The 26,912-nt window shown below is 52.3% G+C and carries 22 protein-coding genes and 2 pseudogenes; 15 read left to right on the top strand and 9 right to left on the bottom strand.

Features of this window, described 5'->3' with window-relative positions; all coding sequences use genetic code 11:
* Positions 1–70 precede the first annotated feature (70 nt).
* The 7 genes from IFO68_RS08055 to IFO68_RS21990 all read left to right on the top strand — a co-directional run bounded on the left by IFO68_RS08055 (position 71) and on the right by IFO68_RS21990 (position 8,180).
* On the top strand, positions 71–586 hold the full coding sequence (locus IFO68_RS08055) for a phosphatase PAP2 family protein (protein ID WP_192015429.1): 516 nt from the start codon (positions 71–73) through the stop codon (positions 584–586).
* Complete coding sequence (locus IFO68_RS08060) at positions 583–1,695, top strand: MJ1255/VC2487 family glycosyltransferase (RefSeq protein ID WP_192015430.1); 1,113 nt, start codon at positions 583–585, stop codon at positions 1,693–1,695. Before IFO68_RS08055 ends, IFO68_RS08060 begins: the two co-directional genes overlap by 4 nt.
* Before the next feature lie 320 nt (positions 1,696–2,015).
* Positions 2,016–2,972: a transcriptional regulator LeuO gene (gene leuO / locus IFO68_RS08065; RefSeq protein ID WP_192015431.1), complete on the top strand. Its 957-nt coding sequence runs from the start codon at positions 2,016–2,018 to the stop codon at positions 2,970–2,972.
* Between the two features lie 245 nt (positions 2,973–3,217).
* Positions 3,218–5,038, top strand: a complete 1,821-nt coding sequence (locus tag IFO68_RS08070) for an AMP-dependent synthetase/ligase (RefSeq protein ID WP_192015432.1) — start codon at positions 3,218–3,220, stop codon at positions 5,036–5,038.
* Positions 5,039–5,640: 602 nt separating this feature from the next.
* A complete protein-coding gene (locus IFO68_RS08075; RefSeq protein WP_192015433.1) occupies positions 5,641–7,359 on the top strand; it encodes an acetolactate synthase 3 large subunit in 1,719 nt (572 codons plus the stop codon).
* Positions 7,359–7,853 (top strand): acetolactate synthase small subunit, encoded by a 495-nt coding sequence (gene ilvN, locus IFO68_RS08080; RefSeq protein WP_027251784.1) that lies wholly within the window; start codon positions 7,359–7,361, stop codon positions 7,851–7,853. The genes IFO68_RS08075 and ilvN overlap by 1 nt, the downstream gene beginning before the upstream one ends.
* A gap of 195 nt (positions 7,854–8,048) precedes the next feature.
* On the top strand, positions 8,049–8,180 hold the full coding sequence (locus IFO68_RS21990; RefSeq protein ID WP_269093314.1) for a hypothetical protein: 132 nt from the start codon (positions 8,049–8,051) through the stop codon (positions 8,178–8,180).
* A 109-nt stretch (positions 8,181–8,289) separates the two neighbouring features.
* Here IFO68_RS21990 and pykF read toward each other — a convergent pair whose 3' ends face one another.
* Positions 8,290–9,702: a pyruvate kinase PykF gene (gene pykF, locus IFO68_RS08085; protein WP_192015434.1), complete on the bottom strand. Its 1,413-nt coding sequence runs from the start codon at positions 9,700–9,702 to the stop codon at positions 8,290–8,292.
* 520 nt (positions 9,703–10,222) lie between these two features.
* On the opposite strand from pykF, the gene IFO68_RS08090 reads away from it, so the two are divergent.
* Positions 10,223–10,504: a hypothetical protein gene (locus IFO68_RS08090; protein ID WP_192015435.1), complete on the top strand. Its 282-nt coding sequence runs from the start codon at positions 10,223–10,225 to the stop codon at positions 10,502–10,504.
* Between the two features lie 64 nt (positions 10,505–10,568).
* On the opposite strand, the gene IFO68_RS08095 is transcribed toward IFO68_RS08090, so the two are convergent.
* The gene (locus IFO68_RS08095; RefSeq protein ID WP_192015436.1) at positions 10,569–12,917 is read right to left on the bottom strand and encodes a winged helix-turn-helix domain-containing protein; all 2,349 of its coding nucleotides are present in this window, start codon (positions 12,915–12,917) and stop codon (positions 10,569–10,571) included.
* Between the two features lie 221 nt (positions 12,918–13,138).
* On the opposite strand from IFO68_RS08095, the gene IFO68_RS08100 reads away from it, so the two are divergent.
* Genes IFO68_RS08100 through IFO68_RS08110 form a run of 3 tightly spaced genes read left to right on the top strand, consistent with a single transcriptional unit; the run spans position 13,139 to position 15,358 of the window.
* A complete protein-coding gene (locus IFO68_RS08100; protein ID WP_192015437.1) occupies positions 13,139–13,825 on the top strand; it encodes a cytochrome c biogenesis protein CcdA in 687 nt (228 codons plus the stop codon).
* 11 nt (positions 13,826–13,836) lie between these two features.
* Entirely contained in the window at positions 13,837–14,340 is a 504-nt protein-coding gene (locus IFO68_RS08105; RefSeq protein ID WP_192015438.1) for a TlpA family protein disulfide reductase, read from the top strand.
* Between the two features lie 34 nt (positions 14,341–14,374).
* Positions 14,375–15,358, top strand: a complete 984-nt coding sequence (locus IFO68_RS08110) for a peroxiredoxin family protein (protein WP_192015439.1) — start codon at positions 14,375–14,377, stop codon at positions 15,356–15,358.
* A gap of 18 nt (positions 15,359–15,376) precedes the next feature.
* Here IFO68_RS08110 and pdxR read toward each other — a convergent pair whose 3' ends face one another.
* Complete coding sequence (gene pdxR / locus IFO68_RS08115) at positions 15,377–16,831, bottom strand: MocR-like pyridoxine biosynthesis transcription factor PdxR (protein ID WP_192015671.1); 1,455 nt, start codon at positions 16,829–16,831, stop codon at positions 15,377–15,379.
* 44 nt (positions 16,832–16,875) lie between these two features.
* Complete coding sequence (locus IFO68_RS08120; RefSeq protein ID WP_237793750.1) at positions 16,876–17,184, bottom strand: helix-turn-helix domain-containing protein; 309 nt, start codon at positions 17,182–17,184, stop codon at positions 16,876–16,878.
* 174 nt (positions 17,185–17,358) lie between these two features.
* On the opposite strand from IFO68_RS08120, the pseudogene IFO68_RS08125 reads away from it, so the two are divergent.
* Both IFO68_RS08125 and IFO68_RS08130 read left to right on the top strand, forming a co-directional pair.
* Positions 17,359–18,918: pseudogene (locus tag IFO68_RS08125) on the top strand (MFS transporter); the annotation flags it as partial.
* Between the two features lie 98 nt (positions 18,919–19,016).
* Positions 19,017–19,673, top strand: coding sequence for a pyridoxamine 5'-phosphate oxidase family protein (locus IFO68_RS08130; protein WP_192015441.1), 657 nt, complete (start codon positions 19,017–19,019; stop codon positions 19,671–19,673).
* Between the two features lie 35 nt (positions 19,674–19,708).
* Here IFO68_RS08130 and IFO68_RS08135 read toward each other — a convergent pair whose 3' ends face one another.
* Positions 19,709–21,778, bottom strand: coding sequence for a BCCT family transporter (locus IFO68_RS08135; RefSeq protein WP_192015442.1), 2,070 nt, complete (start codon positions 21,776–21,778; stop codon positions 19,709–19,711).
* Positions 21,779–22,041: 263 nt separating this feature from the next.
* On the opposite strand from IFO68_RS08135, the gene IFO68_RS08140 reads away from it, so the two are divergent.
* The gene (locus IFO68_RS08140; protein ID WP_192015443.1) at positions 22,042–22,296 is read left to right on the top strand and encodes a hypothetical protein; all 255 of its coding nucleotides are present in this window, start codon (positions 22,042–22,044) and stop codon (positions 22,294–22,296) included.
* Positions 22,297–22,768: 472 nt separating this feature from the next.
* Positions 22,769–23,785, top strand: coding sequence for a porin (locus IFO68_RS08145; RefSeq protein ID WP_192015444.1), 1,017 nt, complete (start codon positions 22,769–22,771; stop codon positions 23,783–23,785).
* 201 nt (positions 23,786–23,986) lie between these two features.
* On the opposite strand, the pseudogene IFO68_RS08150 reads toward IFO68_RS08145, so the two are convergent.
* The 4 genes and pseudogenes from IFO68_RS08150 to IFO68_RS08165 form a co-directional block, all read right to left on the bottom strand.
* Positions 23,987–25,119: pseudogene (locus tag IFO68_RS08150) on the bottom strand (AI-2E family transporter).
* 251 nt (positions 25,120–25,370) lie between these two features.
* Entirely contained in the window at positions 25,371–26,030 is a 660-nt protein-coding gene (locus IFO68_RS08155) for an ArsR/SmtB family transcription factor (RefSeq protein WP_192015445.1), read from the bottom strand.
* Positions 26,031–26,089: 59 nt separating this feature from the next.
* Positions 26,090–26,473, bottom strand: coding sequence for an amino acid-binding protein (locus IFO68_RS08160; RefSeq protein WP_192015446.1), 384 nt, complete (start codon positions 26,471–26,473; stop codon positions 26,090–26,092).
* A 17-nt stretch (positions 26,474–26,490) separates the two neighbouring features.
* Complete coding sequence (locus IFO68_RS08165) at positions 26,491–26,796, bottom strand: antibiotic biosynthesis monooxygenase family protein (RefSeq protein WP_192015447.1); 306 nt, start codon at positions 26,794–26,796, stop codon at positions 26,491–26,493.
* Positions 26,797–26,912: the final 116 nt, after the last annotated feature.

The following is a 26,912-nucleotide window of genomic DNA, read 5'->3' on the forward strand; positions in this document are numbered from 1 at the left end:
TCGAAATCGTCACCCGCATGTCATATCTGCTTCTTAATCTGGCTGCACAGGTTAAGAGGAGAATAGTGCTATGGCAGTGACTGTATTGGTACCTATCCAGCGCTTTGATTACGCCTTTTCCAGTTTATGTCTGTGTCACCGCTTTAATCAGCCGGTGGCGACACTGAGCCGGATGGTCTCCCGTTCCGGGGACGGGCCTTTATACTTACTGTTCGGCTTGCTGGCCTGGGTATTTGACCGGCAACAGGGCGGGCAGGTATTAGGCTTGGGATTACTGGCATTTCTGTTGGAATTGCCTGTCTACCTGCTGTTGAAAAACACCTTCAAACGAGATCGTCCGGCGCAGCTACCCAGTTTTATTCAACCTTCTGACAAATACAGCCTGCCATCCGGACACACCGCCGCTGCTTTTCTGATGGCGTCGTTAATTTCTACCTTTTACCCGGCAGCAGCCTGGCTGGTCTGGCCCTGGGCGATACTGATCGGATTCTCCCGTGTGCTGCTGGGTGTGCATTTCATTACCGACATTGTGGCGGGCGCTTTGCTGGGCATGATGTGCTTTGATGTCGTCAAGGGGGCGATATGAAGATACTTTACGGCGTACAAGGAACCGGTAACGGCCATATTTCCCGGGCCAGGGAAATGGCCAGAGCCTTTTCCCAGCTTGGCGTGACCGTCGATTTCCATTTCTCCGGCCGCCAGGCTGAACACTATTTTGATATGGAGTGCTTCGGCGATTATCACACCTCCCGCGGGCTGACTTTTATCACAGAGCGCGGCAGGGTGAACCAATGGCAAACCTTCAGGCAGAATTCGTTGCTGGATTTCTGGCGGGAGGTTAAGGCCATGGATCTGTCCGGTTATGATCTGGTGCTCAATGATTTTGAGCCAGTGTCTGCCTGGGCAGCTCGCCGGCAAGGGATCCCCAGTCTGGGGCTCAGTCACCAGAGCGCGTTTTTGTATGATGTGCCGAAAGAAGGAGAAAGCTGGCTGGACAGAAAGCTGATCCGTTATTTTGCACCGACGGATCAACAACTGGGCCTGCACTGGTACCATTTCGGCGCTCCGATCCTGCCACCGGTTGTGCCTCAGCAAACTGATTCCCCGGCGCAATCTGACGGGTCAGTGCTGGTATACCTGCCGTTTGAAGGGCTGGATAAGGTGCTGGAGATGCTGTCCCGTTTTTCAGCGGTGACCTTTTATTGTTATCACCCCGATGTGCGCCAGAGCTATCAGCAAGACAATGTCCATGTCTGCGCGCTGAGCAGGACTGGCTTTCATCAGCGGTTAGCCGTATGTGGCGGCGTCATTGCTAATGGAGGTTTTGAGCTGCCGTCAGAAGCTATCGCATTGGGCAAGAAATTGTTGCTCAAACCGCTGCAAGGCCAGTATGAGCAACTGAGCAATGTGGCAACGCTGGAGCTGATGGGGCTGGCGGTTGGTATGCATTCGCTGGATGCGGCCGCGATACGCAACTGGCTCGACAGCCATTCGCCGGGACAGGTTATCTGGCCGGATGTGGCGCTGGCCGTTGCCCGCTGGCTACAGGAAGAAAACCGTCCATCAGTGGAGGCGCTGTGTCAGTCACTCTGGGAACCTGTCAGCTTCCCGGAGCCTGTTCTTGAAACCGTGGCGGATTTCGGCTCAGAGGCTGGGATCTCCAGTAAGCGATCATTAATCACCGGGACTTATTGATCACCTCCTTTTCCTGACGTGGCTGGCACGTCAGGAGTCTGACTTCCTTCTAAGTGCTTGAAATTCATTTCTAGTCATATTGTTTTATATCTTTTTAGATATTTTTATAACGAATTTATCTGCTTGTTTTTGTTTGGACTATCGTTCAATATTGACCCATATCATACTGTTAGAACCAGGTTGGGTACTCTCAGGGTATTGGTGTCATCATTCTTTTGAATAATACTGATTACCCCCAATTTTCTAATGGGTATGTGAGGGTGTTGTGCCCTGGTTAGCGGGAGCAAGACTCTCCGGATTATTCGAAGAAGAGGTCAGAAATGGCGCGTAGAGGTATGTCTTTCCAAGCAGCAGAAAATCTCTCCATGGGCTTGAGCCTGCGGAATGTAGATCTGAATTTGCTGACAGTATTCGATGCGGTGATGCAGGAGCAGAATATCACCCGAGCAGCACATAACCTGGGTATGTCTCAGCCAGCGGTGAGTAATGCCGTCGCGCGACTGAAAACGACCTTTGACGATGAGCTGTTCATTCGCCATGGAAGGGGAATCCAGCCTACCACCAGAGCCAAGCAATTATTTGGTCCCGTGCGTCAGGCGCTACAGCTTATTAAAAATGAATTGCCGTCTTCGACTTTCCTGCCGGAAACATCGAACCGCTTGTTCCGCCTGGCGGTGTGTAATCCGCTGGATATCCGTTTCGCACCCCATATTCTGCGTCAGCTGGGCGATCTGGCCCCCAAGGCACAGGTGGCGCTGGAAGCGGGTATTGAAAGTGACATGGTGCAGAAATTGCGCTATCAGGAACTGGATTTCGTTATCGATTATCTTCGTTTCGATGATCAGGGCTTCACGTCTACTGAATTGTTTAAAGACGAGCTGGTGGTGGTCGCCGCCGGTAACCACCCGCGCATTCAGGGGACGCTGAGTGCCGGCGAGTTCGTGGCTGAAAAGCATGCTGTGCTTCAGCCAGTGCAGGGAGCGCGAGGGTTTGCAGAGGCCGTGTACCATCAGGCGCCGGGCTGTCACGCTGCCTATCAGGGCGGGAGCCTGAGCAATATGATGTACGTGGTCGGCCAGTCCGATCTGATTGCTGTGATGCCAAAATGGCTGGCGCAATCCATGGCGGATACCTTGTCGCTCCAGCTGATGACACTGCCGTTTGAAGGTAAAACCATCAGCGGTTATCTGAGCTGGCATGACTCATCGCAAAAAGATAAGGGCCACCAGTGGCTGCGCGATCAGCTACTGGCTATCTGTGATCAAGTCACCTGCTAAATCTCGCAGCGTCTACTGTGTTGAATACGGCTATTTCTCTTCGGGGAAACAGCCGTTTCTTTTTTTCGGGCTCAGGAATTGAGTGCGGATTGTCGCCGAATTGTTTTATGCCATCTTAAGGAGTGAGAGCCATGCAGCATTCTGCCTGTCACTCTGATGATCTCTGTTGCCTTTTGATGTCCGATCAGTAGACTCTCCGCTCCTTCAGCGAACAGCTGTAAGCTAATTTCATGACAGAGCCGTTTATGTCACAACTTGACTACCACATAGTTCACCGTATTCAGCACCAGATCGCCCGTTTGGGGAGCCGTATCGCGCTTCGCTATCATCATGATGGCCAGTGGCGGGACATCAGCTGGCAGACGCTGGGTGAGCAGATTCACCAGCTCTCACTGGCGTTGCTGGCTCAGGGCATCGGCGTTCAGGATAAAGTCGGGATTTTTTCGCCCAGCATGGCCCGCTGGACGGTCGCCGATCTGTCGACCTTGTACCTGCGCGGGGTGACGGTGCCGATTTATCCGACCAGTACCGCTCAGCAAGCGGCTTATATCATCAATAACGCCGACATCAAGGTACTGTTCGTGGGCGAAGCCGCCCAACTGGATGCGGTATTGCAGATAGCGGCAGAGTGCCCGCAGCTGGAACGTATCGTGCTGATGGATGGGCACAGTGACCATACCGATCATGCTTTGGTGTGTGATTACCAGCAGTTTGTCACTCAGGGTAGAAGCGGGGATGAAGAGGTGCTGCAGGCCCGTCTGGCAGATTGCCGGATGGATGATTTGCTGACGCTGATCTACACCTCTGGCACCACAGGTACGCCCAAAGGGGTGATGCTGGATTACGCCAATATAGCTGCGCAGCTGCAAGGCCATGATCAGAGACTGGCCCTGAGTGAAGGGGATGTCTCTTTGTGTTTCCTGCCATTGTCCCATGTGTTCGAACGCGCCTGGAGCTTCTATGTGTTGCACCGCGGTGGTATCAACTGTTATCTGACCGATACCAATGCCGTGCGTGAGGCGCTGGTGGAAGTGCGTCCGAATGTGATGTCAGCGGTGCCGCGTGTTTACGAGAAAATTTACGGTGCGGTGCAGGCCAAAGTGGCCAAAGCGCCTGTTCACCGCCGGGCGCTGTTTCACGCCGCGCTGGCCATTGGTCACCGTATGGCGGCATGCCGGCAGCAGAACCGGCGGCCGGCGGTCTGGTTAAACATCGCCCACAAAGCGGCAGACAAGCTGGTGCTGTCAAAGCTGCGTGATGTGCTGGGCGGACGCATTAAGTTCATGCCTTGCGGCGGCGCCAAGCTGGATGCCGGTATCGGACGTTTCTTTCATGCCATAGGCATCAACGTCAAGCTGGGCTACGGGATGACGGAAACCACGGCCACCGTCTCCTGCTGGGACGATATGGGTTTTAACGCCGATTCGATTGGTACCCTGATGCCCGGTGCGGAAGTGAAAATCGGTGAGAACAGTGAAATTCTGGTGCGCGGGCCCATGGTGATGCGCGGGTACTACAAGCTGGCGGAAGAAACCGCCGCGAACTTTACCCCGGACGGTTTCCTGAAAACCGGTGATGCCGGCGAATTCGATGCACAGGGGAATCTTTTCATCACCGACCGGATTAAGGAGCTGATGAAAACCTCAGGCGGTAAGTATATTGCGCCTCAGGTGATTGAAGGCGCGATCGGCAAGGATACGATGATCGAGCAAATCGCGGTGATTGCCGATGCCCGCAAGTTTGTTTCTGCCCTGGTGGTGCCTTGCTTCGACACCCTGGAAAATCACGCCCGCGAGTTGAATATCAAGTATCACAACCGTCTGGAGCTGCTCAGGCACAGCCAGATTATGGCCATGGTCGAGAAACGCATTGCCGAGTTGCAAAAAGATCTCGCCAAGTTTGAGCAGGTGAAAAAGTTTACGTTACTGCCCAAGGCATTCTCTATGAATGATGGAGAGCTGACACCGACGCAGAAGCTGCGCCGCAAGGTGATCCTTCAGCGCTATCATCAGCAGATTGAAGCCATGTATCACGAGAACCCGCGGCAGGAGCCACCGAAGCGTTAAGCGGCTACAGTCCGAAATCCTTTCCGCAACCAGCGGCCTGCCGACAGGCCGTTGTCTTACCTGTCATACTCTCGCCTGCCTTTTTCATGATTTTCTGTCAGCATTCCTGCTTTGTAACGGATAGAGATGGGTGTATATGCTGATTTTTTAATGTGATTTTGGTTCATTATCCCGCTCTGTGTTTATTCTCTGGCCGTTAATAAGGTTATTTATAGTCAGTACAGAAAATAACCACGAAATAGCTATGGGGAATGGACGCCAGCGGTTAAAAAACGTTAAGGTGGCGACTGGGTTACTGCTGGTGGGAATGTCCATTGGCAGTCACATAGTACGAAAACACACTGGATTTCTTTAGGCTAAAGATAAGCCCTAACTATGTTATACCCGTCTGTACCACTGACACTGTTGGTCTGCTCCCTACCGCTGTCTTGCTGACGGCGACGAATGTTAAGCAAACCCGTTCGGTATGCTGGCGTAACCCGGTATGACTGCCCTTCTGCTGCTGCGGCACAGAAAGACAGCCCCAGCTCGCCATTATACCTGGCACACAAGGTCAGATGCTCCGGTACAGATGCAGGTATACGCAACCTGGAGACAAGAATATGGAAATGTTGTCCGGCGCTGATATGATCGTCCGTTCGATGATCGACCAAGGCGTGAAGCATATCTTCGGTTACCCTGGCGGTTCTGTTCTGGATATTTATGATGCGCTGCATGAAAAGAGCGACATCGAGCACGTATTAGTGCGCCATGAGCAAGCAGCTGTTCACATGGCTGACGGCTATGCCCGCGCTACAGGTGACGTCGGCGTTGTACTGGTGACATCCGGTCCGGGTGCAACCAACGCCATCACAGGTATTGCCACCGCGTATATGGATTCAATCCCTATGGTGGTACTGTCCGGTCAGGTTATGAGCCACCTGATTGGTAACGATGCTTTCCAGGAATGCGACATGGTCGGTATTTCCCGTCCGGTTGTTAAACACAGTTTTCTGGTGCAGCGAACAGAAGATATTCCGGCCATCATCAAAAAAGCCTTTTACATCGCAGCCAGCGGCCGTCCCGGACCTGTGGTAGTTGATATCCCTAAAGACATGCTGGATCCGTCAAAAGCCTATCCGTACCAGTACCCGGAAGCGATCAGCATGCGCTCGTACAATCCCACCCTGCAGGGCCACAAAGGTCAGATCAAGCGTGGCGTGAAAGCCTTGCTGGCCGCTAAGAAGCCGGTGCTGTACGTGGGTGGCGGTGTCATCATGTCGAACAGTGAGCAGCAAGTGCTGGCACTGGCAGAAAGCCTGAATATTCCTGTGGTCAGTACCCTGATGGGGCTGGGCGCTTTCCCCGGCACGCACCATAACAGCGTGGGTATGCTGGGTATGCATGGTACCTATGAAGCGAATATGACCATGCACAATGCTGATCTGATTTTTGGTATCGGCGTCCGGTTTGATGACCGTACCACCAATAATCTGGAAAAATACTGTCCGAACGCCACCATCATGCATATTGATATCGACCCGTCGTCGATTTCGAAGACAGTTAAAGCCGACATTCCGATCGTCGGCTCGGCAGATGCGGTGCTCAACAGCATGCTGAAACTGCTGGAAGAGCAGCAGGACAGCAACGATAAAGCCGCGATGGATGAATGGTGGAGCGAAATAGAATCCTGGCGGGCACGCAAGTGTCTGAGCTACCAAACTGACAGTGACCGCATCAAGCCTCAGCAAGTCATTGAAACGGTTTATAAATTAACCAATGGCGATGCTTACGTGGCATCGGATGTGGGTCAGCACCAGATGTTTGCGGCCCTGTATTATCCGTTCGACAAGCCGCGGCGCTGGTTAAACTCCGGTGGTCTGGGCACCATGGGCTTTGGCCTGCCGGCGGCGATGGGCGTGAAGTTCGCCTTTCCTGATGCGGAAGTTCTCTGCGTGACCGGTGACGGCAGTATTCAGATGAATATCCAGGAATTGTCGACCGCCCTCCAGTACGACATTCCGGTGAAAATCATTAACCTGAATAACCGTTTTCTGGGCATGGTAAAACAATGGCAGGACATGATTTATCAGGGCCGCCACTCGCACTCCTACATGGATTCAGTGCCTGATTTTGCCGCTATTGCAGAAGCTTATGGCCATGTCGGTATCCGAATTTCGGATCCGGCGAAGCTGGAAAGTGAGCTGGAACGCGCTTTAGCAATGAAAGATAAGTTAGTCTTTGTCGATATCAGCGTGGATGAAACAGAGCACGTTTACCCAATGCTGATCCGAGGCGGATCCATGAGTGAAATGTGGCTGAGTAAAACGGAGAGAACCTAATGCGCAGGATTGTATCAGTATTATTAGAAAACGAACCAGGTGCACTTTCACGCGTGGTGGGGCTGTTCTCCCAGCGTGGTTACAACATTGAATCTTTGACTGTGGCACCGACGGATGACCCGACGTTGTCGCGGCTGAACATCACCACCAGTGTGGAAGATGCGGCGCTGGAGCAGATCGAGAAGCACTTGCACAAGCTGATCGATATTCTGAAAGTCAGTAATGTGACCGACTCTGAACATGTTGAGCGTGAACTGATGCTGGTGAAAGTTAAAGCCAGCGGTTATGCCCGTGCCGAAGTGAAGCGGACATCGGATATTTTCCGTGGTCAGATTGTGGATGTTACCAGCCAGATTTATACCGTTCAGCTGGCCGGCACCAGTGACAAACTGGATGCGTTTTTGGACGCGGTCAGCGAAGCGACTGAAATCATTGAAGTTGCCCGCAGCGGCGTGGTCGGCATTGCCCGCGGTGAGCGTTCACTGAAAGCCTGATCCTTCCAGCAAAATACCTTCCTTTTCAAGCCCGCCAGGCAATACCTGGCGGGCTTTTTCGTAGTGGCCTTTTTTGTCGATATTAGACTAAAGTCTAATAAGGAGTGCGGAGACATTTTCGGTTGACCGTGTGGCTGTGCCATTGGATTTCAGATGTTTTCTATCTGGCAGACAGCATGCGTGGAGGGCAGGTCGATGTTCAATACCGTTTTAGTTCGTTGTATGGCATTGTTGCTGTGTTGGCTCGGCTTTCACGTCAGTGCCTTGTATTTCCTGCTGGCTGTCTTGTTACTGAATACGCATCACAAGGAAATCTTTGGCTGGTGAACCTTTTGCCGGGTAACGCGAAACAGTCGGGCAGATAAACAAAACGGGAGCCGAAGCTCCCGTTTTCTATGCGCCTTGCTAAATGCAGCAATTGCCGTGACGGCTGAAATTACAGTACGTGTACCGAGGCAGTGTTAGTCGTGCCTGAAGGTACCAGCGCACCAGAGACCATGACCACGATATCGCCTTTTGCACCCAGACCAGACTCCAGCGCCAGCGCTTTACCGCGTGCGTAGAAGGCATCAGTGCTTTCGATGGCATCGACAACCACTGGCGTGACGCCTTTAGTCAGGCACAGCTGAGCGGCGGTTTTGGTGTTAGTGGTGATAGCCAGAATGTTGGCCGTCGGGAAGTACTTACGCACAGAGCGGGCAGACTTACCGGCTTCGGTCGCTACAACAATCAGTGGCGCATTCAGTTTCTCGGATGTGTCTACCGCACCTTTACAGACGGCTTCAGTAATACGCAGGCGAGGGCTGTCCAGGCGCGCACTCAGTGACGCACGCATTGCTGAGTCGGTACGGGCACAGATTTGCGCCATGATGGTCACGGCTTCAATCGGGTATTTACCTTTCGCGGACTCACCAGACAACATCACGGCATCCGTACCGTCCATGATGGCGTTGGCAACGTCACCGGCTTCCGCACGGGTCGGACGCGGGTTCTTGATCATAGAATCCAGCATCTGAGTGGCAGTGATGACCACTTTACGGGCGCGGTTACATTTCTCGATCATCATCTTCTGTGCGAAGATCACTTCTTCAACCGGGATTTCGACACCCAGGTCGCCACGGGCAACCATGATGCCGTCAGAAGCTTCCAGAATCGCGTCGAAGTTATCAACACCTTCCTGGTTTTCGATTTTAGAGATGATCTGGATCTTCTCGCCGCCGTTGGCGTTCAGCAGTTCGCGGATTTCATTAACGTCTTCTGCTTTACGGATGAAAGAAGCGGCAACGAAGTCAACGCCTTGCTCACAACCGAATTTCAGGTCGGCTTTGTCTTTCTCAGCCAGTGCCGGCAGTTTGACAGACACGCCAGGCAGGTTCACACCTTTGTTTTCGCCCAGATCGCCGTTGTTCAGTACACGGCATTTCACTTCTGTGTCGGTCGTCGCCAGCACTTCCATTTCGATCAGGCCATCGTCAACCAGGATAGTGTCGCCTGCGCTCAGATCGTTGGCAAAACCAGGGTAAGTCACGGCCACGCGGTCTTGGTTACCGACAACTGTGATATCAGTGGTGAAAGTAAAGTCCTGACCAGCTGTCAGTGAAACGTCTGCGCCGCCTTCCAGTTTGATGGTGCGGATTTCAGGCCCTTTGGTATCCAGCAAAATGGCTACAGGTTGACCGGTTTGCGCCATGACTTCACGAACGTTCTGGATACGCTGACCGTGCTCGGCGAAATCGCCGTGCGAGAAGTTCAGACGCATAACGTTCATACCGGCGTTAACCAGTTTGGTCAGCATTTCAACAGATTCTGTCTTAGGACCAATCGTGCAGACGATTTTGGTTTTTTTCATTGAGAATATTCTCCGAGAACTTGAAGGAAACTTCTGGCGCTTTTATACCTCAAAGGGGTGATCTGTTGATGTTGAATCATAGCTACAAAATGAGATCATGATCGTGTTTTTATCAACAAAGTCCTGAAAGGTATCACTGAGCCATACAAATTGTTTGGCAACATTACTTGCTTTATAAAAGCAGTTGCATTGCTTTGATAAAGCTGACGAAAAGGCTTACAGACTGACTGAATCGTCGACACAAGGGCTGTGGAGATCCGCTGCCAGTGCCACAAAGTGGCTGAATTAACAAGGTCGTAAGTATAGCAGAGTTTCTTTTCCTTACCAGCATGTGAGTTGTGTCAACTTTTTGACCCGACCAGATATCTATGCGTCTGATTCCTCGATAAAAGCCACAGACGATAAGGCATTGACCCACTCATCAGCAGGATTGGGGGCTCACCCGGCCGAAAAAAGATTTTTATCAAATAACCAATTCTGTTGAAGCAAGATGGCTGTTTCATGACAGGCGCTGAATTTTATGAGGTTTTGGCCTGCTTACCATGCTGTGGAGCAAATATCTGCTGAAAAAGCGCCGCCAGAGCAACCCGTTAAACCACAGCCTGACAAAACCGTGAAAGACGCTGAACCGACCGCGGCAGCACAACAGGCGGTGGCAACAGCGGCCAGTGCGCCAACAGGCGTGAAAGCCCAAGAGAAAGTCGAGGCGATCACAGCGCCTATGCATGGTCAGATCAGGCGCTGGTTAAACGGGCCGAGCCTCTGCCCAGGCCGCCGTCCGGTATGGCGGGTGAGCGCTTGACCTTTACCGTCCCGATCAGCTTTCGGCGCTCAGGGTAAGACGGAGGGGCGCTCGTTCGTGAAGTCTACAGCCAGCCGCTCTCGCAATAGACGAGATGGGCTTTGGGCTCAGCTGACAGTACGATAGAACGGCCTTGTAAAGCCTGTTGATAGTGTTGCTGCCGCTGTTCGTCTTCAGGTTGCCATTGCTCGGGAAAATCTGACTGAAACTGTGCCAGAGTGGTTAACGCCCGCTCGGGGTGGCCCAGTTCATAATGGGCCCGGGCGGTGTAAATTGCTTCAAGTCGGGTGATCGGCGTGACACTGCTCAATGCAATCACGGCAGCATAGTTGCCCTGTTCTAAATGAATCCGCATTTTGCTGTAGCGGATATAGCTCTGGGTCAGCGGGAGGTTCAGCGATTGTGCCAGGTGTCCGGCACGATCAAGATGTTCCATTGCCAACGATATCTGGTGTTGATCGGTTGCGATCCAGCCTTGAAATAAAGCGATATTGGCTTGCAGAAGAGGAGATACCCCTTTTGTCAGCAGTTGTGAAAAAGCTCTCTCAGCGCGTGCCAGTTGTTGGGGTTGTTGCCCGTGTTTGCCCAGCCACTGCAGATCCAACCCTTGATCCATGGTGGCAAAGGCCTGGTAGAACTCACTGTCAAGGAGCAAGCGTCGCGCACCGAGCTGTTCAGCCAAAGCCCTAGCTTCAGTGAAAAAAGTGTCCGCAGCTCGGCCCTGATGGGACTGCATTAAATAAAATCCCTGATAAATCAATGCCAGCGCCAGCTCATAAGGTTGGCCGAGATCACGGTACATTGCGATGGCTTCGCTCAAGGAAGATTCGCGGATCGGTGGCTCAATCTGATCATTTTGTGCGATGGCCAGTAATGTTGCAGCCTGACGTGGTTGATCAGCAAGCTGACGATAAAAATTCAGTGCCTTAAACAGGCGCTCTTTATTGGCCGCAAGGTCATTGTCTGGGCTTCTTTCCAGCCCGACGCTGGCGGGACGGCCGAGGTAAAACTGTTGATCGGCATCCTGACGCAGTGCCTGTCCTTTTCCTAACAGTGCAGTGATGTGTTGCGTGAGCTGGTTATGGGTTTCCCAGTCCATCTCATTCCACGCCAGCTGCGCCTGTAGTTGGTAAGCCATGATGCGCATCTGTGGATCACTCGACTGATCTGCGGCACGAACAGCCTCATCAGTCAAAGTGGCAGCATCCGAATCGCCCTGTCGGTAACTCAGTTCAGCCAGCCAGTAGCGCTGCGCCGCATACAAAGCCGGTTCCTTACGCACCAGTGCTTCCGGCAGGGTCTGAAGCCGAAGCGTTGCTTGCGGCCACTGCCCCAGCAGTACTTCTGTACCGGCCAGCTGGATCTGAGTCCACAGACTCTCGGGTTCCAGAATATGCGCCGCTTCGAAGTATTTCCTGGCCGCCTGAGCGCCTTGTGTTTGCAGCAATGATCGCCCTTGTGCCAGTGTCTGTACGGCAATCGCCGGAGCCTGTTGAGGTTCGGGCCGTATGTCGCCGGGGCTGAGCAGTCGGTTTAGCTGGTGACTGACTGAATGCATGGCTGATGCCAGTTGCGGATAGCTCATACTGCCTTGCTGAGTCCGGCCGTCCGCATAAATCACCTGAAATGTCAGCACCTGCTGCTTATTGTGCAGGCGGACGCTGGCAAACAATGCTGCCTCGTAGCCCCGCTGTTTGAGCAGCGTGCGTATCTGAGCCGGAAGTGCAGGCCAGCTTAGTTCCGCATCCAGAAGCCAGGCTTTAGCAAGGGCCGGCGGAATCACGCTCAGTGGTCCGTTTTGATTCAATTGCACTGACAGCATATCGGCCAGCCCGAGCTGAACCCAGTCGTACTCGGCTTTGCCTGTGTCATTGATCAAGGGAAACACGACCAGCCCGGTGCTGCGATGGGCATTGAGTGGCGGCGGGTTCTGAGCCGTCAGAAATACCGGGCGTTGCATCAGCCACAATCCGGAAATGAGAACCAGTAAAGTGAACAGGCCTGAGAGCAGAACGGGTCTGGATATCTGGCGGGTCCGTTTTTCAGGCCGCGCTTCCTGTCGTGTGGGTGATGGTACGTCCTGACGCCTCGGTTCGCTGATTGGACAGATCCACTGATATCCCCGCTGAGGATAGGTTCGGATGAACTGCGGATTCTGGGCACTGTCGCCCAGCGCTTTTCTCAGTTCACGAATGCTTTGTGTGAGTGAGTTTTCCCGGTATTCGCTGTGCTCCCAGAGAGCGTCCAACAGGGTGTCTTTGCTGATGAGCTGATCCGGATGGGTCAGTAAATAGGTCAGTAACTGTGACACTTTATGGCGCAGGTGGATGTCGGTTTGACCTGCGGACGTCTGCTGGCACAACTGTCCTGTTTCGGGATCAAACGTAAAGGCAGCAAACTGAAAGCAGGCCATAAATTGTCCGGTTGAGTGTTGATTTCTGATGCTTCATTTTACGGACAAACAACTTGAAATCAATCTGATAGTGGAAAATGCTCAAGCTTTAAGTTATTGATTATTTTTGTTTTATATTGATTTCATTTAGATTTTACCGCCATTTTAGGCCGATTTGAGAACTCAAACTGAGTTGTTCGATATAACCGTTGCATCTTTATTAACAAAGGATGCGACCTTCTATGGAAACCGCTATTCAGACCGCGCTTTTCAATCAGCAATTCGGGCTGTGGATTGTTGGCGCAGTATTTCTTACCGGGCTGCTGACCAGCCTGACTCCTTGCGTTTATCCCATGCTGCCTATCACTGTCTCTGTGGTTGGCAGCCATGCCAAAGGACGTTGGCAGTCCTTCGGCCTTTCCGTGAGTTATGTGATTGGCCTTGCTGTGATTTACGCCTTGCTGGGGGTTCTGGCGGCGACGACCGGGCAACTGTTTGGTGTTGTGGCCAGCCACCCGATCACCCTGATACTGGTGGGGGTGTTTTGTTTCGCCATGGCCGCCTGGATGCTCGGCTGGCTTCAGTTACCGGGCCTCTCGCTGGGTCTGCCTCTGCCTCAGTTTGTCCGTCAGCCCGTGATTGCCACATTTTTGGCCGGTGCCTGTTCAGGGCTGGTAATGGCGCCCTGTACTTCTCCGGTGTTGGGCATGCTGCTGATGTACGTCGCCTCCTCCGGTAATGCGTATTGGGCCGCTTTGCTGATGTTTGTGTTTGCGCTCGGAATGAGCGCGCTGCTGGTGCTGGCTGGCACTTTCGGTGGCCTGCTGACGTCGCTGCCGCGTTCTGGTCAGTGGATGAACCGGGTGAAATGGCTGATGGCCGCTCTGATGGCCGGCGCCGGGACCTTCTTTTTCTTTCAGGTAATGTAAACGGAGATGATATGAAAGCTTCTGTGTTAATCAACAAAGGGTGGCAAGTCATGGTACTGGCAGTTGCCGTGTCAATGTCTGCAGTCCAGGCCGCGGAGACGGATCAGACCGCACCGCTGTTTGAGGCTAAAACTCTGTCTGGCCAAGCATTCGATTTATCGGATTACCTTGGCAAACAACCTGTCTATCTCAAATTCTGGGCGACCTGGTGCAGCTTCTGCAAAGCTGAGATGCCGCATCTGAATGCCATTGAGCAGCAATTTGGTGATGAGATTAAAGTGATGTCGATCAATGTTGGTTTCAATGATTCGGTGGCAAATATTCAGCAGTTTTTCGGTCAGGAAGGGTATGACATTCCGACCATCTTTGATGCCAACGGGGAGATCACCCAGAAGTATCAGGTGGTGGGCACCCCGCACCATATTCTGATCGACAAAGACGGAAAAGTGGCCTACCGCACTTTTCTGGCCACTGACCAGCTGGATCAGATCATCGAGCAATGGGCTCAGCATTGAAGTGTTCTACGAACGAAAATGAGAGGATGAAAGCATGAAACGATCGGTTTTTTTATACACATTTTCTGTGCTGGCCTGCCTGCTGACACCGGCGGTGACTCAGGCTGAATCAGGCGTGGCATTACTGGAGCGGCAACAAACCCTGTCCGGCCAGCCGATAGATTTGTCTGATGAGACACGAACCCATCTGGTGTTTCTGGATATCTGGACCAGCTATGCCGGTGGGGGGACGGAGGCTTTTGTTGAACAGCTGCCAGCATCATTCCGGCAATCGACACATCAAATCTGGATACAGCCGGAATTTAATGTGACGCGTGCGCAATTGCAGGAATTTCAGAGCTATTATCCGCAAGTTGCACCACTGGTGCTCGACCATCAGCAGGCGCTGCTCAAGCAGTTCGGTTTCTGGCAAACCCCGGCACATGTGCTGATTGAGCACGGAAAAGTCGTGTTTTCGGGCGGGAATGACGCCCTGCTGGCTTACCTGAATCCAGCGGCCAAGGCTGAAGCGCCCCCGGCGCGGGATGCAGAAACCTACGCCTGGAAAGCGGTCCAGCCACCAGCTGAATCAGAAAGTATGACGCGTAAACAGCCTGCGTCTTATGTGGTGCCGAAGATAGGTGCTGAAGCGCCCCGGTTTGAGCGCCAGACTTTATCCGATCAGACGGTGTCGCTGGCGGGATTGCTGACGCAAAACAAAGGCAAGCAACCTGTGTCTCTGGTCTTTGTTGATGCCCTGTGCCCGATGCCGCACTTCCCGGATTGTGAGGACAAGCTGGCACAGTGGCAGCAGCAGGTCGAGTCGGATCAATCACGCCAGTGGGTTGGCGTGATCAGCGGGTATTACATTGATGCCGGCATCGCAGCAGGCTTTGCGGAAAAATTTGGACTGACGGCCCCGCTGATCTTTGATACGGACAATGCACTGTACAAAGCGTATGGCGTACATGCCACGCCCTATCAGGTCGATGTCGGGCCGCAAGGGCGCATTCAGTACCGCGGCGACCAGATACGTTGATCCCGGAGAGATTGTCCGTCATGGCTGGCTGTGGAACAGTGCAGCCAGGCGGGCAACCCGCGGTTCGATGTCTGCGGGAGCCACGTTGCCAAAGCCGAGCACTGCTCCGTGCCAGTCTCTGGCCTGGTGCTGCGGGTGTTCGTAATAACTCAGCGGCCGCAGCACTATGCTGGCGGCCGCTGCTTGCTCCGCCCAGTCATGCTCATTGCTCCCGCCCTGCCACCTGAGCGTAATGTGCAGTCCGGCAGGCTGGCTGATCACTTCAACCTGATCCCCGAAAAATCGGCTGATGGCATCCAGCATCAAGCGATGCTTTTCTTTGTACAGCCGACGCATTTTTCGGATATGGCGCAGCAGATCACCTTCCTGAATGAAATCGGCCAGTGCGGCCTGAGTGTGCGCCTGGGTGTCGCCGGTCAGGGCATCTTTGATCATCAGACAAGGTGATACCAACGAGGGCGGCACCACCAGATAACCCAGCCGCAGGCTGTTGAACATCACCTTGCTGAATGAGCCGGCATAGAGTATCTGATCATCACAGCCCATCTGGCCGGCCAGCCCCTGCAGACTGGTATAAGGGCGGTGGGCAAACTGAAATTCACTGTCGTAGTCATCTTCGATGATCCAGCGCTTGCCCTGTACAGCCCACTTAATCAGCTTCAGTCTTTGTTCTGTGTTCAGAGTCGTGCCCATCGGGTACTGATTACTGGGGGTTAAGTAGAGTGCCTCTGACTCACAGGCCAGCACGGATTCTACATCCAGCCCCTGATATGCCCGCACAGGAAGCGGTTGTAAGTGATAACCCTGCCAGTTGATGATCTTGCGCATCTGGGTGTAGCCCGGCTGCTCCATCAGTATCCGATCACCCCGGTTGAGTGTCGCCAGCAGGGCAAGAGACAGCGCCTGCTGTGCTCCGCTGGTAATGATGATTCGATCGGGATCACAATGAACCGAGCGACTGGAAGCCAGATAGTCAGACAGCGCCTGTCGCAGTACGGATAACCCTTGCAAATCCTGGTTACCCATCAGTGATTGCCGACCAGCGTGGCGCTGCAATAAGGTTTGCCATTTGGCCGCCGGAAATGCATCCAGATCCGGCACACCGGGCGCAAAAGGCGCATTCAGATGAAAGGTCTGCGCGGTGGCTGGCGGCTTGCTTTCGACTCGTGGTGATTGCGCCGTCAGATAGTGTTCCGGCAGCTCAACAGAGACATAAAATCCCGAGCCCAACCGGCTTTCGATATAGCCTTCCGCGACCAGTTGCTCATAAGCCGCCGTGACGGTATTGCGGCTCAGGGATAATTCATCAGCCAGTTTGCGCGTTGACGGTAATTTCCCGCCCATTGGCCACAAATTACCGACAATCTTTTCACGGATCGCGTGAAAAAGCCGATCCTGGCGCGTACCCGAACCACCAGTGATCGAAAGATCGCCGGTTTCTATGAGTGTAGGAGACAACAAAGCCACGTCCAGCTTACCTCTCAAAGCCCAATGATTATCAGAACCCTAACAGTTGCTCACTTGTCTTTCAGCAGATTGAGCAAACCGGGGTAGTTGAGATCCAGCTCTGCTTTGCGCAGTTTTGCTAAAGAGCAATTACCGCGGTCGACATGTGATATCAGACCGACGTCTTTCAGAATTTTAAAATGGTGAGACCTTGTTGCCTTGGATACGGTAAGTCCGAATGAGGTGCAATGCCGTTCCGCATTTTCTTCATCGTTTATCAGATCCACTATGATTTTCAGTCTGATGGGGTGAGCCAGGGCTTTGAGTATATCCAGCATGGATTCACGCTTAATGCTGCTGCTCTTTTCCTGTGTTGACACACTTATATTCCTCAGTCATTGGATATAAAACCATTGACATATCTGTCGGTCGCTCATAAGGTTCGATAATTTTCGAACGTATGAGTTTAATGATACGTACGTTTTGTAGCAAACCATTGTAATGGTAACCGTGGGTGAAGTCATGGATGACGTTAATCTGCAAAGAAAAGTGTTAAAGAGTCAGCAATAGAAAGGATCAATATGAGTGAAGTCAGTTTATCGGACAAGAAATACATTTTGTTAGCTGTGCTGTTGGCGGTGTTTGTGGTGCCCAGTTCAATTTCAGGTACTGCTATCGCATTGCCCTATATCAGCACCGACATGAATTCGGATGTTGCCAGCTTACAGTGGGTGGTGAATGCGTTTAACCTGACGTTTGCCTGCTTTACCCTGATGTGGGGGAAAATGTCAGATGTGATTGGCCGGAAACGCTCCTTTGTCACTGGCGCTTGTCTTTATGCGCTGGCGTCTGCCGGGTCGGCATGGGCAACGGATATTCTGTGGCTGGATGTCTTCCGGGCCATAGCCGGCGTGGGCGGTGCAGCCATTTTTTCCTGCGGCAGTGCGCTTTTCATTGATGTGTTTGACGGCAAGCAGCGCACTCAGGCGTTTGCTTTATTTGGTACAACGGCTGGTCTGGGGATCACTTTAGGTCCGACAATTTCCGGCATCTTGCTGGTGTTGTCAGGCTGGCAGGCGATCTTCATTCTGCATGCCGTGGTGTTGGTTTTCGTCCTGTGTCTCACGATTAAGCTGCCCGATACCAGAGTGGCAGGCAAGCCAGTCAGCGAGATTGATATAATCGGGAGTGGCCTGTTTATCAGTAGCATGTTTCTGCTGATGCTGACACTGTCAAAAGGCTATGACTGGGGTTGGAGCAGCACCCTCAGCCTGTTGTGTACCTCTGGTTCATTGTTGTTGTTCCTTGTGTTTGTCTGGCACATCAGAAGGGCGGAAAATCCAGTGCTTAGCTTGTCTCTGCTCAGTAATAACCGATTTATGGGGTACATTTTGGTGCCAGTGGTCGCTAGTTTTACCTTTGTCACCTTGTTGACCTACTTCCCCACTTATCTTACCGGGGCTATGCAGATGCCGGCATCTGCGGCAGGTTTGATGATGCTGTGTCTGACCCTTCCTGTGTTGTTGTTTCCTCTGATTGCGGGCCGTTTAGCGGCCAAGGGCGTCCCTTCTTCTTTTCTGATGTACCTGAGCCTTGTATGCATGCTGGCAGGTGCCGGCGGATTACTGCTTGGTATTGAAACGATGCAGACCGTTTGGGTGTCTGGTAGTTGCCTGTTTGTGGTGGGAACAGGCATGGGATTGTCAGCAGGACTGGTCGACGGAGAAGCATTAAGCTGTGTCGAGCCGGGTGATATTGGCATGGCGGCCGGGTTGCTCAACACTTTTCGTTTGGGCAGCGAGGCAATTGCTGTGGCCTTATACGGCTCTTTCATCAGCTCTGCGCTGACGACTCTGGTGGCTGAGCAACTGACTGACTTTACCCTTGCAGATCAGGGCGACTGGGTGACGGCCATGGCGTCCGGCAATGCATCCACTCTGATCGCTGAGTGGGCGGATGACAAAGCATCAATCCTGATGAACCAGGTGACTGAGATGCTCAAGATTGCATTTCTGACCACCAATGGCCTGCTGCTGACCATCGCTGCAGGTGTGTCGGTCGTGGCTGTGCTGAAGCTGCGAAGACGCCGAACAGTCAGGTCTGTTCAGGCATAACTGGTACTGTCATTTGGTTAAAACTGGCTCTGAAAATCATACCGGTTTGCCGGTATCTTTTCATGGTTATTTGAGTTGCAGTGGAATCAGGGACAGTTATGTTATCGACCAGCAAGAGAACCGACATTAAGAAAGGAGCCCACAAGGCGGTGTTTGAACAGGAAGCCTTGTATCAGATCATCGATGAAAGCCTGGTGGCGCATGTGGCGATACAGGAAGCACAGGGGCCAGTGGTGATCCCTATGCTGGCGTGGCGGGTGAGGGATTTTGTCTATATTCATGGCGCTAACAACAGCCGTTTGCTGCGCAAGCTCAGGCAGGAGGTGCAAACCTGTTTAACCTTCACCCTGTTTGATGGCTGGGTGCTGGCGCGGTCGGCGTTTAATCACAGCGCCCATTACCGCTCGGCTGTGGTGTTCGGCCAGTTTGAGGTGATTGAGGATAACGCTGAAAAAGACAGGGTGCTGAACCATTTTGTTGAGCAGATCGCCCCCGGACGGACGCAGGACATCCGGCTGAGTAATAGCAAGGAACTGGTAGCGACGACTGTGCTGCGGATGCCGCTTAACGAGGCCTCGGTGAAAATCAGCAATAAAGAAGTGGGCGACGATACGGCGGATCTGGATTTGCCGGTCTGGGCGGGTTTTATCCCGTATCGTACTGTGGTTGGCCCGCTCAAAGCGACGGCGGGTTTGCACGAAGCGATCCCGACGCCGGATTACCGCGCGGCCTACGGGAAGCGCTGGGAAAATTAAGCTAAGCCGCCCTCGCAGCGAGAGGGCGGCTTTGATTACTCTTTCGCCTGTTGCTGATCGTCGTTTTCCTCTTCTTCCATGTTCCACGGCAGGATGCCGGGCGACACATGCAAGAAGTGCAGGTAGTTTTCGAACTGATCCAGAATGTCGGAAATAATGTCCTGCTGCTCATAGCCGTAAACATCGTAGGCCCGGCCACCGCGGCGCAGGAAGACTTCCGCCCGGTAATAATGCTCCGGATCTTCCGGGTTATGATCAGTTTCAGGGAAGGCAAAATCAGGCATAAGGTAGCCCCGCAGTCTGACTTCGTACAGAAATTCCAGTTTGCCTTCCTGATAGACCTCGAATTTGGCTCTGCCTTGCTCTTCATCGTAAATCACTTCGGCCACCCAGCCCTGCTGCTCAAGCTCCTGCTCTACTTTCTCCATGCTTGGGTAGACGGTCTTCTGAATAAAGCCTGAGACTTCTTGGCGTCCCGGGAAATCGACAATATTTGCCAGACGTTTTTTCCAGTATCCCGGTCCGGTTTTCCCGCCACTCTGTCGCGATCGGGATTGCACGTGCTGCTCCAGACTCTGGCTGTGGTGGCTTTCAATCACCAGCGCCCGCCACATGCCAACTGCCGCGATCAGCATGATGATTGCAAAGGGCAGCGCACTGACAATCGATGCCGTTTGCAGAGCACCAAGGCCGCCGGCCAGCAGCAGTACAGCGGCGACCAGCCCTTCCATCGAAGCCCAGAATACCCGTTGCCAGGCCGGTGTATGGGCAACGCCGCCAGAGGCCAGCGAGTCGATAACCAGCGAGCCGGAGTCTGACGAGGTGACGAAGAAAGTGATGATCAGCAGGACAGTAATAAAGGACACGATCGAAGTCAGTGGTAGCTGTTCCAGCAATTTAAACAGCGCAATGGCCTGATCAGCCTGCACGTCTTCAATTAGCTGGGTGTAGCCATCGACCATGATCATATGAAGCGCGGTATCGCCGAATACCGAGAACCACAGAAAAGTGAAAATGGTCGGGACAACCATCACCCCGACCACGAACTGGCGAATGGTGCGGCCGCGGCTGATTTTCGCCACGAACAGGCCGACGAAAGGCGCCCAGGCAATAGTCCAGCCGAAGATAAATAATGTCCAGTTACCAATCCAGTCGCTGGCGGTATAAGCCTGTAAATTAAATGTACGCTCGACAATATTACTCAGGTAACTGCCGGTGTTTTGCATGAAAGTATTGAGGATGAAGATGGTAGGTCCGACGGCAAACACAAACAACATTAACGATATTGCCAGTACCATATTCAGGATCGACAGGCGCTTAACCCCTTTGTCCATGCCGGCGACCACAGAGAAAATCGCCAGTGCGGTGATCACCACAATCGCAATGATTTGTACTGTGGTATTCACAGGTATCGATGGCCAGAGATAATTCAGCCCGGCATTGATCTGTGCCACCGACAAGCCCAGCGTGGTCGCAATCCCGAACAGGGTGCCGAGGATGGCAAAGATATCCACGGTATGGCCAATCGGGCCGTGGATTTTTTCGCCGATGAGCGGATACAGCGTCGAACGCATCGATAGCGGCAGGCCATGACGAAAGGCGAAATAGGCCAGTGTCAGCCCGACCAGGCCGTAAATGGCCCAGATGTGAAACCCCCAGTGGAAAAAGGCAATTTGCATTGCCTGCCTGGCGGCATCCACTGTCATGGCCGGACCATCAGGCGGCGAGGCATAGTGCAGCACAGGCTCGGCGACGCCAAAGAACAGCAGGGCAATCCCGTAACCGGCCGAGAACAGCATGGCAAACCAGGCCGGAAAACTGTATTCCGGCTCGGCGTGGTCCGGACCGAGCTTGATCTCTCCCCATTTGGTCAGTGCGACGGCGACGACAAAAAACAGAAAGATGGCGACGGACAGCATATAGAACCAGCCAAAGCTCTGGGTAACGTAACTGAGGGTTTCCGAGAAAACTTTTCCGGCCAGAGTCGGATTACTGATGGTGCCTATCACCATGAGTAAAATGACCGCCACGGCGGGGATAAAGACGGGGATCAGGATTGTTGAACTGCGCTGCGTTTTTCCTTCTGACGGCTTATCTGCTGACATAGTCTCGCTCCACGATTCAAACCTTGCTCCCAAGTATGGCATACGCAACGGCATGCTTCAGAGTGAATTGTCCTGTTCAGACAAGACATTACCCGGCGGGTCCGATAATGAGACGGCTGCTGATTTAATCTGAGTGGAAAACATCCGCATTATGAGAGTAGTGCCTGACATTCGGGTGACCTCAAGGTACCGGCACCTGCACGGGCGAGTTTGAGATCATCCGGGTAGACCGATTTGGCTTTGGATCTTGAAGAGAGTACCGGATGCAAGAAAATAATATCGCGAACAATGATTTTTTATGGTCTAAGATCAAAAGCTTACTGGGAATGACTATTGCAACCATAGGTTGCTTTTTCTTTTGCCTGCAGGCATACCAGAACTTTTTAGCCTCCTTTCAATATACGTCAACCAGCACCAGCTACACCTATATTGCTATCTCCATCGGCTCGGGCCTGATCGCTATTCCCTTCTTTCTGGGCGCAGTGAAATCTTTGCTGGCTTTTCTGGGTCAGCGATAACAAAGGTTTGTGAAGCACCGCTAAACGCTGTTCCCAGTCCGTTCAGATCATGGCGGACTGGGATTTTTGAACTCTTGTCTTTTATCTGTCATCCAGTGTGTAACGACAGCGGCTTTTTCGTCTAACCTTCAAATAAACAACACACTTCTCACTCGCCAAGCACAAAAACGTCATCATGATGTGTAATACATCCGCTCACCCAGCCGGGCAGGCTTAAAGCCCGTATTGACCCCAAATCGCGTTCAACCTCTTGCTATGGCACATGTTCAATAATGTGTTCAAAGTATGCTCATACCATATACCATTTCACAAATGGGACATAACACAAGTTTTGAATAAATTTGTTGTCGTTATTTTATGTGTTTATGTCATTCCTTATCTACGCTTTCAATGCTCGTTTCAAATGTTCACATTTTTGTCATAACGCTGTGTAACGGCGCATAAGAACACAACAAAAGATGGAAAGATGATTATGGATAAAAAGCACTTGGCAATTGCAGTGGCAGCTGCATTTTATGGATCTCAGGCAGTCGCGGTTGAGTTATACAACGAAGGTGACACCGCGTTCTCCATTGGTGGTCATGTTTCTGTGGGTCTTGGCGGTTCTGAAGAGGGCGAAACGGAAGTGAAGCAAGTGTCGCCGCGTATCAACATTAATGTGGCACAAGATATCGGGAACGGTTTTACCGCCGATGCAAAAGGCGAATGGGCGCTGAACTATCTGGAAGGCGGCGAAGAGACGTTCTCCACCCGTCTGGGTTACATTGGTGTCTCACACAATGCTTATGGCCGCGGCGTGGTGGGCACGCAATGGTCACCTTACTATGATGGTGCAGGGATCGCCGATTTGCCTATCGCGTTTGCGAACGACTTCCTGTATGACGATCAAGGCCCGCTGGGTACGGCACGTGCCGAGCGTATGATCTCCTACCGCAATAGCCTCAGCTTAAATGATGCCGGCGATCTGTTGTTTGGTCTGGGCTGGCAGGGGGCAACAACGGGTGAGGAATTGGCAGGTACGGCAGCAGACTATGATGACCGCTTCCAGATTGCACTGAACTACTCGATCATGGGCTTCGGCCTGAACTATGCCTTCAACACCGGTGATGTTCAGATACCAAATACAACATTTGATGAAACCGCGCTTTCACACATGTTCAGTGCCAATTACGGCACCTATGGTGACGGCCTGTACGTGGCGGTTGTGTATGCGATGAACGAATACATGAACCGTGGTCTCGAAGAGTCAGTGGCGATTGAAGGCCTGCTGGCCTATGCCCTGCCAAGCAGCCTGAACCTGAGCGTGAACTACGAATCTGTTGAAGATGACAAGAACAGCAACACCATCTTCAGCCAGATGGCGCTGCAGGCGGAATATAACTTCACACCAACTTTCGTCGGCTTCGGTGGTTACCAGTTTGATCTGGGTAACGATATCGATAAGCCGGAAGATGACATGTGGATTATCGGTATGCGTTACTACCTGTAATCAATACCGAAATACCATTCAATATGGCGCTGCGGGGGCAACCTGCAGCGCTTTTTTGTGATTCAATGTGGCGCTTCGCTGCTAGCTTGTTCTTCAATACTAAGCCATTTCAAAGTGCTGGCTTAAAACCGCCCGGCCTTTTTCTGCCACTGTGACTTCTCTGTATCCCGGTACGTGTTCTCAGCGTGATATAGAAATCCTTTATGTGTCAGATTTCTCTGAACTTATGGCGCCTTGCTGAGGGGGGATACTGGCTTCTGTTGCTTCCTGCTTCTCTAACTTGATCCAAAAAACAAACAGTTCATACCAGATAGCCAGAATGACTGCGCCGAGGAACAGGCCGGTCATGCCGTAATACATCATGCCGCCAATTGCACCTATCAGTATGATGGGCATAGGTACAGCTACCCCGCGGCCCATCAACATAGGTTTGAGCACGTTGTCAGACAGCGAACCGATACCGACCCAGACGGTAAACAGTGTTGCTGTGGTGGCGTCCTGGGTCAGGTACATGTAAATGATCACGGGCAGAACGGCTATCAGAGCCGGCAACTGAGCGATACATAAAATGATCAGGAGTAACGTCAGCAGGCCAGCCGCCGGGACGCCAAAAACAAAGAAGCCGGCACCAATCAGTAGCGCCTGAATGGCTGCCACACCAACAACCCCAAGTAAGACGCTTTTGATCGTTGCGGCAATCAGTGAAGTCCAATGACTGGCGTTAGTACCTGCTGCGCGCACTGCAATGGTCTTTAACGAGGCGGTAATTTTTTCTGAGTAAGTCATAAAACCGGCAGCGATAGCCAGCGATAGGATGAATATCAGCATGTCGCCCAACGCACCGCCCAGCACACCAATTAAAGCGGACAGTGCAGACTTGATTTCCGGCAGGAAGGTTTGAATGGCTTTTTCCAGATTACTGGCGAACATACTCCACAGGTCGAACAGCTTATCGCCGATAACCGGAATGCAATCCTGCTGTCTGGCCCCGGAAGAGTCACCTGACCCTGTTGCAGCGTCTCCAGTACCTGGATTGATGCGTGGTAGACGGAAACCGAGATCATCACTAACGGCGTCACTAATAGCACAATACCCAACAGGGCAACGGTTGTGGCTGCTAATCCGCGGCGATTGCCATACCAGCGCTGGATTCTCAACGTCAGTGGCATCAACGCCACAGCGATAATCGCCCCCCAGATCACAGGAATGATAAATGGCCTGATGATGTCGTACGTGAAGATCAGCAGTACCAGCAGCAAGCCGATACGGATCGCGGACTCCACCATATTGCTGATGAAAACTTTGCTTTGATGCGGTTCCGGTTGTTTATCCATGTTGCTTCCTGATGTTCAATGTGAGTACTGATAGGGCTGGAAACTATGTTGCCTACAGTGGCCGTATTGTTTCATGCTCACGGCTGTGTTATCAGAAACCGATATCAGCACATATCAAATGCAGGCTCAGGCAGATGATAAACGTCAGTACTGGAAACGGTATTAGTTCAGACTAGATCTGATACTTTAATTTGAAAAGAAGAGAGAATTTTAAAAGAAGAAAGTTGGAGACTGCACGGTAATCTGCGTGTTTAGTTTAGAACGTTAGCCAAGCCAAAATACTGGCTGAAAGCCGCCTGGCCTTTTGCTGTCACTGTGACTTCCCTGTATCCCGGCACTTTTTCTATCCATCCTTGCTGCTCAAAGCACTGAAAAAGTGCCGCCCCGGCATGGCCGCCAAGGTGAAATTTTCGCTCACTCCAGTCTAAACATGCACAGCACTTTTTACGTTTGGTCTTTGCATCGAGCATGACACCTAATTGACTGAACTGCGCCTTACCTAAGGGAGTTAACGCATTGCCGTCGCTGGTAATCCATGCATTCGCGAAAAGGTAATCGTAAATACCGACGGCGATTTCGCCTGCCAGATGGTCGTAGCAGGTTCGTGCCCGTTGTAATTCGGCCGGCACCCGTGTTTTTGGTGGCTGCATCGCGCCAAACGAAACCCCCATCATATTTTCAAGCAAGGCGGCAATACTGGCACTGTAGAGGCGAAAATAACGGTGACGTCCTTGTGATAAACAAGTGACGAGATTGGCTTTCAGCAATCGGGACAGATGCGCACTGGTGGTTGACGGTGCGATATCAGACACAGCGCTTAATTCAGTGGCTGTCCAGGCGCGGCCATCCATGAGCGCACAAAGAATTTTCATGCGTGACGCATCAGACATAGCAGCCGCAAGGGCTGCCATGGATAACTCCTGCTGAAATTCTTCCTGTTCCTGCGGGACTTGTGGGTGAGGCTTCACAATCAGACCATCCAGTGACGGGTTACTGTTTCTGCAACCTTATAGTCATCAGTGATGAGGATCAAACGGTTTGCATGGTCGCTGTATTGGGTGATGATGTTGACGCCACTATCAGCCAGCACTCTGGCAATGGCCCCTAATTCGCCCGGCTGTTCCTGCCTGAGTTTCCGAATCAGCGGCCTGCAGATATTGATGACCTCAAAACCCTGTTCGATGAGTACCGCTCTGGCTTTTTCGCCATCTTCCACCAAAAAGTGAGCGTGACTATGCTGGTTGACGGAAAAGACGCCGCCACCTTCTAAGCCAATGTGATTCGCTCCGAGTGTTTCGCCTAACCGCGCAAGCTCTCCCGGTATATTCTTCAAAACGACATGAATGTCATACATAGCGATGGCTTCCTTGCTTACTGGGATGATGAGTATTCTCTGATCAGGCTGAGCACCTGAATGCGATAAAAAGAGAAAATGGACTCCTTTCCTTCCTGCTGAGATGACCGGTGCAGCATGTTGTGCTTCCATTGCAAAATGGCCTCCTCGTTCTCCCACCATGACAGCGAGAGAAATTTTTCTGGATGGGCCAGGCTTTGAAAGCGCTCAACAGAAATAAACCCCTCAGCATGGCTCAGCAGCGGCTTTAACTGTTCAGCCAGCTCGAAGTACCGAGCCTGCTTTTCAGGCACGGCTGTCGCTTCAAAAAGAACCGCGATCATTGTTTTATCCTTCTGAATGTCAGTGTGTCGGGCTCAATATAGCGTGGTGAAAAAAGGATACTTCGGTGATGGGCGAAATGTGGGGTTTATTGGGTGGTGTGATGAGGGACTCACAA

Origin of the sequence: Photobacterium arenosum, from assembly GCF_014841115.1 — a bacterium.
Taxonomy (GTDB): Bacteria; Pseudomonadota; Gammaproteobacteria; order Enterobacterales; family Vibrionaceae; genus Photobacterium; species Photobacterium arenosum.

Coding starts and splice junctions, on each gene's coding strand:
- IFO68_RS08055 (WP_192015429.1), top strand. CDS start 71: ATGGCAGTGACTGTATTGGTACCTATCCAGCGCTTTGATTACGCCTTT.
- IFO68_RS08060 (WP_192015430.1), top strand. CDS start 583: ATGAAGATACTTTACGGCGTACAAGGAACCGGTAACGGCCATATTTCC.
- leuO (WP_192015431.1), top strand. CDS start 2,016: ATGGCGCGTAGAGGTATGTCTTTCCAAGCAGCAGAAAATCTCTCCATG.
- IFO68_RS08070 (WP_192015432.1), top strand. CDS start 3,218: ATGTCACAACTTGACTACCACATAGTTCACCGTATTCAGCACCAGATC.
- IFO68_RS08075 (WP_192015433.1), top strand. CDS start 5,641: ATGGAAATGTTGTCCGGCGCTGATATGATCGTCCGTTCGATGATCGAC.
- ilvN (WP_027251784.1), top strand. CDS start 7,359: ATGCGCAGGATTGTATCAGTATTATTAGAAAACGAACCAGGTGCACTT.
- IFO68_RS21990 (WP_269093314.1), top strand. CDS start 8,049: ATGTTCAATACCGTTTTAGTTCGTTGTATGGCATTGTTGCTGTGTTGG.
- pykF (WP_192015434.1), bottom strand. CDS start 9,702: ATGAAAAAAACCAAAATCGTCTGCACGATTGGTCCTAAGACAGAATCT.
- IFO68_RS08090 (WP_192015435.1), top strand. CDS start 10,223: ATGAGGTTTTGGCCTGCTTACCATGCTGTGGAGCAAATATCTGCTGAA.
- IFO68_RS08095 (WP_192015436.1), bottom strand. CDS start 12,917: ATGGCCTGCTTTCAGTTTGCTGCCTTTACGTTTGATCCCGAAACAGGA.
- IFO68_RS08100 (WP_192015437.1), top strand. CDS start 13,139: ATGGAAACCGCTATTCAGACCGCGCTTTTCAATCAGCAATTCGGGCTG.
- IFO68_RS08105 (WP_192015438.1), top strand. CDS start 13,837: ATGAAAGCTTCTGTGTTAATCAACAAAGGGTGGCAAGTCATGGTACTG.
- IFO68_RS08110 (WP_192015439.1), top strand. CDS start 14,375: ATGAAACGATCGGTTTTTTTATACACATTTTCTGTGCTGGCCTGCCTG.
- IFO68_RS08130 (WP_192015441.1), top strand. CDS start 19,017: ATGTTATCGACCAGCAAGAGAACCGACATTAAGAAAGGAGCCCACAAG.
- IFO68_RS08135 (WP_192015442.1), bottom strand. CDS start 21,778: ATGTCAGCAGATAAGCCGTCAGAAGGAAAAACGCAGCGCAGTTCAACA.
- IFO68_RS08140 (WP_192015443.1), top strand. CDS start 22,042: ATGCAAGAAAATAATATCGCGAACAATGATTTTTTATGGTCTAAGATC.
- IFO68_RS08145 (WP_192015444.1), top strand. CDS start 22,769: ATGGATAAAAAGCACTTGGCAATTGCAGTGGCAGCTGCATTTTATGGA.
- IFO68_RS08155 (WP_192015445.1), bottom strand. CDS start 26,030: ATGGCAGCCCTTGCGGCTGCTATGTCTGATGCGTCACGCATGAAAATT.
- IFO68_RS08160 (WP_192015446.1), bottom strand. CDS start 26,473: ATGTATGACATTCATGTCGTTTTGAAGAATATACCGGGAGAGCTTGCG.
- IFO68_RS08165 (WP_192015447.1), bottom strand. CDS start 26,796: ATGATCGCGGTTCTTTTTGAAGCGACAGCCGTGCCTGAAAAGCAGGCT.